The 11,748-nt window shown below is 69.8% G+C and carries 14 protein-coding genes and 1 pseudogene; 8 read left to right on the top strand and 7 right to left on the bottom strand.

The genetic code is table 11. The features are described from left to right. Window positions 1-89: 89 nt before the first annotated feature. The gene (locus ABT129_RS28130; RefSeq protein WP_351907198.1) at window positions 90-455 is read left to right on the top strand and encodes an STAS domain-containing protein; all 366 of its coding nucleotides are present in this window, start codon (window positions 90-92) and stop codon (window positions 453-455) included. A 142-nt stretch (window positions 456-597) separates the two neighbouring features. Here ABT129_RS28130 and ABT129_RS28125 read toward each other — a convergent pair whose 3' ends face one another. Further along, entirely contained in the window at window positions 598-1,224 is a 627-nt protein-coding gene (locus ABT129_RS28125) for a class I SAM-dependent methyltransferase (RefSeq protein ID WP_351907196.1), read from the bottom strand. 337 nt (window positions 1,225-1,561) lie between these two features. Here ABT129_RS28125 and ABT129_RS28120 point away from each other — a divergent pair, with 337 nt between their 5' ends. After that, the gene (locus ABT129_RS28120) at window positions 1,562-1,936 is read left to right on the top strand and encodes a hypothetical protein (RefSeq protein WP_351907194.1); all 375 of its coding nucleotides are present in this window, start codon (window positions 1,562-1,564) and stop codon (window positions 1,934-1,936) included. A gap of 193 nt (window positions 1,937-2,129) precedes the next feature. Here the strand turns inward: ABT129_RS28120 and ABT129_RS28115 are convergent, their stop codons facing one another. Then, complete coding sequence (locus ABT129_RS28115) at window positions 2,130-2,330, bottom strand: hypothetical protein (protein ID WP_351907192.1); 201 nt, start codon at window positions 2,328-2,330, stop codon at window positions 2,130-2,132. A 503-nt stretch (window positions 2,331-2,833) separates the two neighbouring features. Here ABT129_RS28115 and ABT129_RS28110 point away from each other — a divergent pair. Further along, the gene (locus tag ABT129_RS28110) at window positions 2,834-3,589 is read left to right on the top strand and encodes a hypothetical protein (RefSeq protein WP_351907190.1); all 756 of its coding nucleotides are present in this window, start codon (window positions 2,834-2,836) and stop codon (window positions 3,587-3,589) included. Between the two features lie 248 nt (window positions 3,590-3,837). Here the strand turns inward: ABT129_RS28110 and ABT129_RS28105 are convergent, their stop codons facing one another. After that, window positions 3,838-4,077 (bottom strand): DUF7660 family protein, encoded by a 240-nt coding sequence (locus ABT129_RS28105; RefSeq protein WP_351907188.1) that lies wholly within the window; start codon window positions 4,075-4,077, stop codon window positions 3,838-3,840. A gap of 599 nt (window positions 4,078-4,676) precedes the next feature. Between ABT129_RS28105 and ABT129_RS38100 the strand changes: the two genes are divergently transcribed. After that, the gene (locus tag ABT129_RS38100; protein ID WP_502981941.1) at window positions 4,677-5,078 is read left to right on the top strand and encodes a hypothetical protein; all 402 of its coding nucleotides are present in this window, start codon (window positions 4,677-4,679) and stop codon (window positions 5,076-5,078) included. A gap of 219 nt (window positions 5,079-5,297) precedes the next feature. Here the strand turns inward: ABT129_RS38100 and ABT129_RS28100 are convergent, their stop codons facing one another. After that, window positions 5,298-5,798 carry a hypothetical protein gene (locus ABT129_RS28100; protein ID WP_351907186.1) on the bottom strand — a complete coding sequence of 167 codons (501 nt, stop codon included), beginning with the start codon at window positions 5,796-5,798 and terminating at the stop codon, window positions 5,298-5,300. A 519-nt stretch (window positions 5,799-6,317) separates the two neighbouring features. Here ABT129_RS28100 and ABT129_RS28095 point away from each other — a divergent pair. From ABT129_RS28095 to ABT129_RS28080, 4 genes and pseudogenes are all read left to right on the top strand, one after another. Then, window positions 6,318-7,004: a HemK2/MTQ2 family protein methyltransferase gene (locus ABT129_RS28095; protein ID WP_351907184.1), complete on the top strand. Its 687-nt coding sequence runs from the start codon at window positions 6,318-6,320 to the stop codon at window positions 7,002-7,004. Next, a pseudogene (locus ABT129_RS28090) lies at window positions 6,988-7,188 on the top strand (CDGSH iron-sulfur domain-containing protein); the annotation flags it as partial. The gene ABT129_RS28095 and the pseudogene ABT129_RS28090, both read left to right, overlap by 17 nt. A gap of 66 nt (window positions 7,189-7,254) precedes the next feature. After that, a complete protein-coding gene (locus ABT129_RS28085) occupies window positions 7,255-8,289 on the top strand; it encodes an iron-containing redox enzyme family protein (RefSeq protein WP_351907291.1) in 1,035 nt (344 codons plus the stop codon). A 182-nt stretch (window positions 8,290-8,471) separates the two neighbouring features. After that, window positions 8,472-8,873, top strand: coding sequence for a hypothetical protein (locus ABT129_RS28080; RefSeq protein ID WP_351907182.1), 402 nt, complete (start codon window positions 8,472-8,474; stop codon window positions 8,871-8,873). Between the two features lie 551 nt (window positions 8,874-9,424). Here the strand turns inward: ABT129_RS28080 and ABT129_RS28075 are convergent. The 3 genes from ABT129_RS28075 to ABT129_RS28065 form a co-directional block, all read right to left on the bottom strand. Then, window positions 9,425-10,462: a YihY/virulence factor BrkB family protein gene (locus tag ABT129_RS28075; RefSeq protein WP_502981940.1), complete on the bottom strand. Its 1,038-nt coding sequence runs from the start codon at window positions 10,460-10,462 to the stop codon at window positions 9,425-9,427. Between the two features lie 362 nt (window positions 10,463-10,824). Further along, a complete protein-coding gene (locus ABT129_RS28070) occupies window positions 10,825-11,019 on the bottom strand; it encodes a hypothetical protein (protein WP_351907178.1) in 195 nt (64 codons plus the stop codon). 186 nt (window positions 11,020-11,205) lie between these two features. Beyond that, window positions 11,206-11,421, bottom strand: a complete 216-nt coding sequence (locus ABT129_RS28065) for a hypothetical protein (RefSeq protein WP_502981939.1) — start codon at window positions 11,419-11,421, stop codon at window positions 11,206-11,208. Window positions 11,422-11,748: the final 327 nt, after the last annotated feature.

Here is an 11,748-nt window from a genome sequence, read left to right as displayed (position 1 = left end):
CCGTCCGCGTGAAGCGGGCCTGTGCGGTGGGGCAGAATCGTCCCACCCACTCCCGTCCGGGGAGAAACGTATGCGCGGGTGAGGAGAACATGAGCGACAACGAGGAATCGACCCGACCCGCACGGCTGTTGATCACGCATCACACGGTCGACGGCGTCCGTGTCGTAGCCCTGGCGGGCGAGATCGACCACACCAGCAGGGACGTCCTCAGCGCCGCCCTGATGCCCCCGCACGGGGCGGCATCGCCGCGGATCGTGGCGGACCTGGAAGGAGTGACCTTCCTGGACTCCAGCGGTATCAACATCCTCATCGTCGCCCACCGCCAGGCCGCAGGCGCACAGGGATGGCTCCGTATCGCCGGCGCCCAGGATGCCGTCCTGCGCGTCCTGACCCTGGTCGGCATCGACACCTTCATCCCCTGCCACCCCACCCTCGACCAAGCCCTGACCGCCTGACCCTCCGACCCGCCGGCATCGGACTCCCGATCGCATGCGTGATCGGGTCCGACACCGTGCCCCCGTCGTGGGATGCGGACCACCAAGTCAATGAGTCACTCGGGCCCCTGTTCGGACGGGACCGTCGCACGAAGGCGCGGACTCACGTGGCGGAAAGGCAGTGGACGCTGACGGCGTAGCCGCAGCCTTGGGAGTAGGGATCACCGCTCCAGGTGGCGTAGCGCTGCCGCAGGGTCAGTCCGGCCTGGGTGCACCAGTGGTCGAACTCGGTCAGGGTCACGGTGGGTTCCGGCAGCGGCAGGTGCGCTGCGTCCAGCCCCATGCCCGTGACCAGTAGACCGCCGGGGCGCAGCGCGGCGGCCAGGTGCCGGACAACCATGGGTTCGGTGCCCGGGGCCAGCAGGGGGATGACGTTTCCGGCGGCGAGTGCCATGTCGAAGCCCTGATCCAGGCCGAGGGTGTCCAGGCGGGCCAGATCACCGAAGAGCCATTCCTGCGTGGGCGCGTCCCGGCGGGCCACGGCGGGCATCGAGGGATCGACGTCCACGCCGGTGCAGTGGTGGCCCAGCTCCGCGAGTCGGATCGCGATCCGACCGGTGCCGCAGCCTGCGTCGAGCACCCGGGCGGCGGGATTCAGCAGAGCGGTGCAGAAGGCGGCCTCGCCGTGGATGTCGTGACCGGATTCGGCGAGCTGCGCGAAACGGTCAGCGTAGCCCTCTCCGGATTGTCCGCCGGTCAGTTCCGCCCAACGGTCGCGTTGCCCAGTCATGTTCCCAGTGCCTTCCGGTCAGCCTCGCCCAGCGAGCAGGAGCGAAGACGGTGGCATCACACTACGTGCGCCCGCGAGCGGGCACCTCGGGAGGCAGGCGGACATGCGCGCGCGTGCACCGGGTGGCGAGATCAGCCTCTGATCGCTACGCCGTGGCCCGGCAACCTCGCCCTGGTGGCCCGCGCTGCTCCGGGGGCGGTCGACGGGGCGTGAGGTTGTCCGGGGGCGCGTACGGGGCCTCGGGGAGTGAATGCCATAGCCCGGCTCTGTGTGCGGTCGTTGTGCGCTTCGGAGACGCTGCGGTCGCCGACCGCGCGGTGCTAGGGAGGTAGGTGCCATGGGCCGGGAGAAGCTGAACAAGCCACGTGGGCGTGGGAAGGGGGTCCCCCGGCTGGTCGACTTCGCCAACATGTCGGAGGAGTCGAAGAAGAACGCTGTGCTGAGCTACATCCTGTCGGCGAACGATCCGACCTGGCGCATGCTGAGCGAGCTGACCGAGAACAAGTACGGACCGTTCACGATCGAGGAACGAGACCTGATGGACCTTCCCGCGCCGGCCCGCGCCGACGCGATGAACCAGCTGGAGTTCTACGCGACCATGCAGCTCCCGGCGCAGGCCGCGATCGACACGCGAGAAGCCGCCGCGCGGACGGCGGCGAACGCCTCTCAGGCACTCGCCCGGCTCCGCCCCCTGATCGCGGGGTCGAGCTAGCGCGGGGTAACGGTCGGCTGCCCGCGCGGCCAGGAAGGCAGGGGGTGTCATGCGGTCCGCGAGCTTGGGACCACACACCTGCCGCCGGCCCTTGGCTCACCGCAGGAGATAATCGGCTGGGACTGGGATGGGTGATGAGTCAGATGCCGTCGGCGGACAGCCGATCGCCGGGGCCCGTGTGGGCAGGGTGCGGTCAGTTCGGGCTCTGCTCGTCCTCCAGGGCGGGCGGGGCCTGCCAGACCAGAACCTCCAGCGGCTGCGGCAGACCCCGCGCTGGACCCGCAAGGGGGCTCATCACCACGGACATCTCATCGCTGAACAGCGCGACCGGCACTCGTCCGGCCGCGCCGGCAGTCGTGGCGGCAGCCGCCGTCTGAGAGTTCTTCCTCGTCATATGCTCCCCCGTGGTGATGTGGACGCTGCCTGATCAATGGCCGGCACAGAAGCCGGCTGGGACCCTCGTGGCGCCCGGCGGACGACAGAGTCCCTCCCGGAACCCGAGCAACCGCCCTAGCAAACACGATGCCGAGGAGATCCTGCCACTCCCGAGGCGTCCGCTTCGAAGAACTCGGCCGGGGCGAGCGTGGACTGGTGGACGGTCCTGCGGCTGTCTCAGCACTGATTCAGAGGGCGGGGGCGGATCGCTGGCAGCGCCTGCGGCTCCCTTCCCCCCTACGCCTCGTGCTGCGATCCATGGGTGGGCTGGGAATTCTTCCCACATCTCGGCCGGCACCATCGGCCACATCGGCCGTCCCCGTGCCAGGCCCGGACGTGATCGCATGGTCGCCTCCAGGCCTTGACCGCCGGCGCAAGGGTCGCCCCGGCGGGTCTGTCGATGCGCGATCGTGACTACCGATCGATGCGAACACGCATACGAGCGTGTCTACGATTCCGGGCATGATCACACTGTCCATCGACCCGACCTCGCAGAGCTTCGCCGCAGGCCAGGCCATAGGGGCGCTCCTCGTCACAGCCGTGGCCATGACCGTCATCTGGTTCGCCACCAGGGCGTGGCGGCGAGGCCCTGTGCCGGCCAGGGCGGTTGACGCCGAACGAGCTGTTTCGACCGCCGTACGCCGGCACAACATCATCGTCGGTGTACTGCTCGTCGTCGCCGCCGCGGGTCTGGTGCGAGCGTGTACCTACGAAGGAGATCCGCCCACGGCCGAAGCGACCCCGGCCGTCCCGGAACGTGTCATCGACGCCGCCCCGAGCGTCGGCGCGTACCGGCTGCTCACCGGCGAGGAAGCGGCCGAGTTCGAGCAGCTGGGTGCCGGCAAGAACAAGCCCTCGGGCAAGCGCTGGTTCTACGACGGTCCCGACGAAAGGCCGGTGGGCGCCGTACTCCAGATCAACGCCGCCGAGTGGGACGCGGAACTGGCCGCGGAGAAGCACAGGGACACCATGTCGCAAGAGATGCGCAACTTCTTCGGCGGAGCCAGGGCGACCGAGGTCACCGCCTTCGAGGCGGGCCCGTGGGGCGGCCAGCTGAGCTGCGGTCACATGGCCCCGACCGGCGGCGGACAACCGATCATCTGTGCGTGGACCGACGCCGGCACCTCCGGCAGCGTGATGTTCCTGGAGGAGGAGAGCCTCCCGAAGGCCGCCGAGGTCACCCTGCAGTTCCGCACCCTCTCTGAGAAGCGCACCTGAATCGCCGTGTCAGCGGCCTGAGGGGGCAACGGCACGTTGTCGGCGACCGACCCGGCCGCGGCGCGGCGCACGCCCGGTGACCGGGGACGTCGTGCGTACTGTCAGGATCTCGCAGGAAGCGATCGATGTCCTACGCTGACAGTCATCCATCAGCTGTTCTGCCAGGGCCGCTCGCCGAGCTCGACCGGCACGATTTCGACGTCGCTGGTCCTCAGCACGCGTGAACGGTCCGGTGCTGTGGATGTCCTTTACTCGTAGACGGTGGCCGCTTGGAGGGCTCGGGCCATGAAGGTCCAGTCACCGTCGGGCGGTATCTGTTCTCCTGCGTTGCCGTAGGCACCCGGGGAGTCGTGCACCCATGCGGCAAGCGCTTCGAGGAAGCCCTCCAAGGTGTTGTTCTCCCACTCGTCGCCGTAAGCACGAAAGTCGTAGTGCAGGTCACGAACGAAGGTGGCGAACTCTTCGCGGCTGCGCGGTCGGAGAGACATAGGTGACAACGTATCCGGTGTGATCGCGCAGGGATCAAGCCAGGTGGTCCTGGGCGGTCCCGGCCTTGCTGGTGCCCGGCGGAGCATCGTCATGGAGTGCCGCCGGGCTTGCAGAGCATGGCACGGGGCAGGGCCCGGCCGAATTCTCCCCTGTCGCGGATGCTTGCGCGGGCGCGGTCTCGTTGTCGCTTGAGCAAGGCACTTGTCAGGACTCGCGTCTGCGATGCCTCCACGATCAGGCAAAGGGCGTCCTCGTTGACCAGGTAGAGAGTGGCGACGGCAATGAGGGCCGCGTGGATAGCGTGCAGTTGCTCTTCGGTCGGCTCCAGCCCGTCGGCCCCGGGGCCATCGGCCGTCGGCCCAAAGCTTGGAGGCACTGACCGGAGCCGTGCAGCGCGTCACTACAGCTACCGTCTCGCGGCGCGGGGAGCGCTGTGGTTGGTGCGGGGAGTGATGAAGCCGTCAGCACCGCCGCACGGCACCCGGCGATCAAGGTTGTTCGTTCTGGTGAACCACGAACTGCTGCGGCACAAAGCCGTGCTGACAGTGTGGGACATCGGCTGGGCTCCGGGGAGAAGAGGCTTGGCACCGCGTACTACATGCCGCTCACACATTGTCAGATCATTACGGGGCAGGAGGAGCGCATGCTCGACCGCAGCCACGACCCCGAGCGAGGGGGCCGCCCCTCGCTTCCTGGCCACCAGGACCGCCTGATGCCCCTCACCGCTGTCATCCCCTCCCCTGCCGCGGATGCGGCGCACGACGCCGCGCACGCGACCGCGGCCCGGTTCCGGCAGGGCGCCTACGCGGTGCCGTGCACCACCTGTCACGTCCCGGCCGGCGAGCTCTGTCTCGCCCGGCGTACGGTGCACGCCTCCCGCAGATCCCTCTACCACCAGAACCCGAAAGGCAACGGCCTCGTGTCTCTCCGCCTGGGGGTCGCCCGGCAAGCGCCCTCGATGTCGAGTCCGCGACTGGGGCCGACTCCCTGGAGTGCCTGACAGCTCGTGGCAGGGTGCCAGGGGTGCTGTCCAAGGGTTGGTTCGACAAGCCCGGGTCGTCACGTGCCTCGGGGAAGTCGCTGGAGCCGATGACTGGAGGTCGGCGGGCGCGGGTGACGTCCGTCGCGGTTGTCGTCGGTCCGTGCGGTCCCCGGTACATGTGGCAGCGCACGGCGTCGAACGACCCTCGGTCGTCCAGACATCACGGGCATCGGGACGTCACGGGCGTCCGGTCCGTGGCGGACCACCGTCTCCGCTCGAAGAGCCCTTCGTGGGGGACGCGCCCGGGCGGGCCGTGTGGTCGGAGTGACCGGCTGTGCGCCGTGCCTCCTTCAGACGGGCCTCCAAGAGGTGCGGCCGTCCGTCGGCGAGGTCGGCCACCGCGCCGCGTTCCAGGTCACGGAAGGGCTCGTAGTACGTCCGGTCATAGGCCTCGACGATCTGGAAGGTCCAATGACCGGGAATCACGTTGCGCCCGACGATCTCGGACTCCACACGGTCCGCCCAGTCGTCATGTCCGGCGGCACGCAGCAGATCGACCGCCTGGTCCAGCTCGAAGTCAGCCGTGCCGGTCAGCTGATGAAAACCGTAGAGGTGACCGCGAGCGCGCTCGACGGTCTCCAGCGCTTTGGAGAGGGAGCCCAGCGCCTCCACGGTCGCGTCGCTGACATCCTGGGGTTTGTGGTGCGCCGCGTCGGGGCCGCCATCGTGGGAAGTCATAGAGGAGATGTCCCCGCCGAACCGCCTCGTATACCAGTGCTTCCACCTGTCACCCCCATACCGATGAGTCGAGCCTCGGCCCCTCCCGGTCCGAAGCTCGCCGCCTGTCACGCGCGGTTCGGTCGACCGCCGAGGCGCCCGCAGCGCCTCGCGAGGGGGCACAGGCACCCACCACCTCGCGACCGAAGGCCCGGCCGTCGTAGTGGTCGCTCTCCTGCTCGGGGTCTCGTACGGCAGCCGACGCGGCGCCCGGTGCATAGCCCCGCCCGGCCCGGGCAGCAGCCTCCTGCGGCGCGACAACGCGCGCGATCGTGGAAGACCCCGGAGAATGATCCAGATGGAGGGTTACTCGTCCATGCCGTCCCGGGCTGCTGTGCGGCTCTTCCGTGAAGCCGCCGCGGGTGCGTCGCCGAAGTGATCACCCGATATGCGGATGAGCTCTCCGGCCGGGGGCAGTGGAGCGGAGCGGCCGACGGCCGCCGGCTCGCGAGCGGGTCCCACCCCTCACGGAGGTACACCGTGACCAGTACGGCTTTCACGTCGGGGGCGCTGCCCGCCGGGCTGTTCGCCCTCCCGGGCGTGTACCGGCCTCAGGGCGACACCCACCTCATATCTCAAGCACTCGCTCAGGAGAGCTTGCTGCCCGGAGCGGATGTCCTGGAGATCGGGACGGGCACCGGCACCCTGGCGCTTCAGGCGGCACGCCGGGGCGCCAAGGTCACTGCGGTCGATGTGTCGTGGCGCGCTGTGGTCACCGCGCGGCTGAACGCCCTCCGGCGGCGCCTGCCCCTGCGTCTGGTCCACGGCGACTTCGCGTCGGGGCTCCCTGGTGGCCGGTTCGACCTCGTCATCTCCAATCCGCCCTACGTCCCGGCACCGGCAGCAGGCCTTCCCGTGCGGGGGCCGGAGCGCGCGTGGGATGCCGGCCGTGACGGACGCGCCGTCATCGACCGGATCTGTCTTCACGCCCCCACCCTGCTGCGTCCGGGCGGCGTCCTGCTCATGGTCCACTCCGGCATGTGTGGAGCGCGGGAATCCCTCGGCCTGCTGGCCGCTGCGGGGATGGACGCGGAGGTGACCGCCCGCGCGTTCGTTCCCTGGGGACCCGTCCTGCGTTCCCGTCGAGCCTGGCTGGAGCAGCAGGGCCTGGCGGCCACAGCCGAGAATCTCGAGGAGCTGGTGGTCATCCGTGCCCAGTACCTCTGACATCCCCGAGTATCCGGCAGCGGACAGGGCTCCAGCACGCAGGGTGACCGTGGACCCGCAGGGCCCGGTTCTGGTGGAAGGCCCGATCGAGGTCGTCCTCGCTGACGGGGCCCGCGTGCGTTCCGACCGGTTCACGACCGCGGTCTGCACCTGCCGTCGCAGTCGCACCTACCCGTGGTGCGACACCAGCCATCGTCCTCGCGAGCAGTGCGGACGGCTCGCCCGACCCAGTGAGGACAGGAACCCTCTCATGACCACACCCAGCGTCACCATGCCGGCGACCACGAGCGGGCCTCGTCTGGTCGACGGGCGTGGGGAGCTGTCCGACCGCGTCGTCGAGGCGCTGCGGGCCGGAGCCGCTCCGGTGGACACGCGCCGGGCGGTCAGCGAGGCGGACCCGTGGGGCGAGGACCTGCACCTGGCGCTCTACCTGCTCTACGAGCTGCACTACCGCGGCTTCGAGGCAGTGGGCGACGAGCGGGAGTGGGACCCCGACCTGCTGCGACTGCGCCAGGCCATGGAGGACCGCTTCCTGCAGGCTCTGCGCCGCGAGCTGGCCGAGGCACCCCGGACCGTCGAGGAGGCGTTCGCACCGCTCCTGGTCGAGCCTGTGGATCTCTCCGGCAGCCTCAGCCACCACCTGGAGAAGGACGGAGAGCTGTGGCAGCTGCGCGAGTACGCCGCTCTGCGCTCCCTCTACCACCGGAAGGAGGCCGATCCCCACGTCTGGGTCATTCCCCGCCTGACCGGCCGGGCCAAGGCCGCGATGGTCGCCATCGAGTACGACGAGTTCGGTGCGGGCAGGTCCGAGAACGTGCACGCCCAGCTCTTCGCCGACCTCATGGTCGACCTCGGTCTCGACCCCGCTTACGGCCACTACCTCCCACAGGCGCCCGCGCCTCTTCTCGCCACCGTCAACCTGATGTCGCTCTTCGGGCTCCACCGTGCGCTGCGCGGGGCGCTCGTCGGCCATTTCGCGTGCGTCGAGGTCACCTCCTCCCCTGGCTCCCGGCGGCTCGCCAAAGCGATGCGGCGCTGCGGGGCGGGACCGGCCGCAGAGCGCTTCTACGCTGAACACGTGGAGGCCGACGCCGTCCACGAGCAGGTGGTACGCCACGAGGTCATCGGCGGCCTCCTCGCCGACGAGCCCGAGCTGGAGGCCGACATCGCCTTCGGCTGCGCGGCCACCGTCCTGCTGGAGGACCGCCTCGGCGAGCACATCTCCGCGGCCTGGGCGGCAGGCGGAAGTGCTCTGCGCGCCCCGCTCGGCCCCGACGGGAGCTGAGTGCGCGGTCCCACCGAACCTGCGCCTTTCACACCCGTACGGCGGCGACGACGTGGAGGTGGGAACGGATGTCGGCCATAGAACGGGCGGCGTCCGTCAGGAGCCTCCCCTGCAGCGTGGGCGCGGCGGGCACCGCCGGCGGTCGCTGGTGTGGTTGGAGGCGGCGCAGGTGGTCGTCGGCCGTGGGCGAGGTCTTCCTCCAGACGCCGGGGAACGGTCGGATCGGCCCGGCCGATCTCCTCCAGGACGTCGGCCACGCGGTTCAGGAGCGCGTCGTCCTCGACCGTGATCTCGCGGCAGACGGCGGCGACCGCCTTCTGATGGCGCTGGGTGTGGCGGGCGGGGGCGAGCAGGAGGTGTGCGCCGAGGCCGCATACGTCCCCGATCGCCACGGATGCGGTGAGGTGGCCGATGTAGTCGAGGCGCCCTACCCTGGCGGAGTACGCGAGCAGTCCCACGACGGCGACCTGAGCGCCCTGGCCCCTGAAGGGCCGGAATCTGCCGACGGTCAGCCCCAGCAGGACCGGGAAGGCGAACACCCACCAGTGGACTCCGGGGGGGCAGGCCGCCAAAGTGGCGGCTAGCACGGCGCTCGCTGCCATGGCCATCAGATACCGGACGCACTCGCGTATCGACCGGTAGACCGTGGCCTGCAGCACGACCAGCACGACCAGCACGCTGAACGGCGCGAAGGTGGTCACGGCCGCCGGAAGCAGGTGCCGGGCAAGCACCCACGCCACCGTCGCGTCTCACACGCTCTTGGCGCCGAGCACCAGGCCGTCCCGCTCCGGCCCCGGCACCCGGAATCCCCTGCCGACCCGTCGGACGGCGGCGTCGGCCCTGTTCCACGCGCGGTGAAGCATCGTCTTCCTCTCGTCCTCGTGCACGGCAGCGCGCTGTCCGGGTCGTGGGGGGTGCGGCCCTGAGCAGTGGTGCGCGTCGCCCGGCTGCCCGTACAAGAAGGTGGCGCTAATACGGCTGCCCGCCTCTTCGCCGTACCCGAACTTCGAGCGGGTCGGCCGCAGTCGTCACGAACGCGCCGGTCGGCGTATCTGCGCGCCTTCGCCTCGGCGTTTCGGACGCGCCTGCCGGGTGGGCCGTTCGTCCCGGCAGGCGCGCGCGGGCCCCGCCTCGCTCAGTTCAGGCGGTGGCGGTCCTCGTCCGTCCACGCGCGGGTGTCCCTCGGCTCGACATAGGGCTCTTCGTCCTCGGGGTGGCCGCCGGCGACGGCGCGCTGGCGGGACATCTCGGCGTCGAACTCCAGGCCGAGGAGTACGGCCAGGTTGGAGATCCACAGCCACACCAGAAAGACGATCACTCCCGCGAGGGCGCCGTACGTCTTGTTGTACGAGCTGAAGTTCGCCACGTAGAAGGCGAAGCCGGCCGACGCGATCATCCAGAGGAGGAGTGCGAGGAAGCTGCCAGGGGTGATCCAGGTGAAGCCGCGGCCCTTCGCGTTCGGAGCGGCCCAGTAGAGAAGGGCGATCATCGTGGTGACGAGCAGAACCAGGACCGGCCATTTCGCGATCGACCACACCGTCATCGCGGTGGAACCCACCCCCAGGGCGTCTCCCGCCTGCTGTGCCAGGCCGCCGGTGAACACCACGATCAGCGCGCTGAGAACGAGCAGGATCATGAGTGTCACCGTCAGAACGAGGCGCAGGGGAAGGATCTTCCATACGGGACGGCCCTCGGGCATGTCGTAGACGGCGTTCGAGGACCGGATGAACGCGGCGATGTATCCGGAGGCCGACCAGACGGCGAGGACCAGGCCCACGAGCGCGGCGACAGAGCCCAGGCCGCTGTTGCCCTGGATCTGTTTCACCGCGTCGGTGATCACATCGCGAGCGGGGCCGGGGGCGAGCTTCTGGATGGTGTCCAGCACCTCCCTGGTGGCCGACTCGCCCGCGATGCCCAGAAGGCTCACGAGCGCGAGGAGAGCCGGGAAGACGGCCAGGATCCCGTAGTAGGTCAGCGCGGCAGCGCGGTCGGTCAGCTCGTCGTCCTTGAATTCCCTGAGTGTGCCGCGCAACACGGCTTTCCAGGACCTCTTCGGCAACTCCGAAAGCTTGTCCGGCGCCCGCTCCTCGACCTGGCTGGACGGCCCCACTGCGCCGGAGCTGCCGGAGTTCGCCTCTTGGTCAGCCGAGGCTGGATTCGTCGTGGGTTTCATGAGCTGCGGCTTACCTCTGACGATCATTCCATGCGCCACGCGGTCAGATGGGACCGCGAGGCTTGACGACCGGCTGAGAGGCCCATCCGCCCACCCACTCCCGGCGCGTGTACGTGGACGCGCCGGGGCTGCTCACGCCGCCAGGTACGGGCACGTCTGGCGGGTGAAGCGGTGGAGCTCGACGGGCGCATCGAATCGAGGAGTTGTGGGCCACGCGAGCCCGGATCGCACCCGCCCTGACCTGTCGTCATCGCTCCCCTCGGGACCGCACGGACTTTCGGAGCAGCCCGCGAGGGTGTCGCGCGCCCACTGCGCCAGGGCGCGGGACTCACCGCCGGGCGGGACTCACCGCCGGGCGGGAGTCAGGAGCGGGACCAGGGCCGGCGTCCGCTCGTGTGACGGGAACGGCTCGCACCGATGCCCGCGAGGTGCAGAGCCAGGGCCGTGAGCCCGAGCAGCGTCACGTTCCCCGACGAGAACACATCGTTGGTGCCGATGTCCGCAGCGTTGATCAGGAAAGCGATGAAGAACAGGACGGCGGCTGCTATGCCAAGCATGTGCGGGGCTCCTTCCGAAGGGTGCTGTCCGTATGCCCCCGCACTGCCGTGGCACACCCGTACGACCGAGGCGCGGGACCCGGCTGAGGGTCGGGAGCCCCACTCGCAGCCGGGCTCCTGGGGCTGCGGTGGTCGGAGCGACCTGCGGGTACGCCCCGCTGTGCCGGGCAGGACGAGGGCTGGGCCCTAGACGTGGGTTCGTGGGGCGTGTTCGTTCCAGGTACGGGCCGACTCCCCGCGCACCGAGCCGAAGCTCTCGGCGATCCAGCTGTACTGTTCGCGCGCCCTCAGCCCCACGTCGATCCCGGCATCCTCGTACCGCTGGACCCCCTGGTCCTTCACGATGTCGAGCACCGACCGGTAGTTCACCAGGTCGCGCGAGACCGTCCGGGCCTGTTCCAATTCGCTCAGCCGCGTGACGGCGGGCGGTGTGCGCGCAGCCCTCCGGTTCTTCGAAGGGACGCAGCTCCGCGTTCCTTCGTTCGACGTCGGTGTCGCGCACCGGCAGGGTGGGGGTGCTGCCGTTCTCGTACACCGCAGGGCGCCTCGGCCGCCCGACGTCGGAGGTCACTGCACCGGCACCTTCATCGGCACAGGCGAACTCAGGGGCAAGGGATTTCTCCTGGCCGACACGCTTTCGGGGACGTGGCGTTCTCCAGGGGCACAGTGCACTTCGGCGACGCGACGTTCTCCAGCGGCACAGTGAACTTCTACAGGGCGACGTTCGCC

The sequence above is a fragment of the Streptomyces sp. NPDC002057 genome (assembly GCF_040296665.1).
In the GTDB taxonomy this organism is placed as follows: domain Bacteria; phylum Actinomycetota; class Actinomycetes; order Streptomycetales; family Streptomycetaceae; genus Streptomyces.
This window is presented reverse-complemented; position numbering and strand designations above follow the sequence as displayed.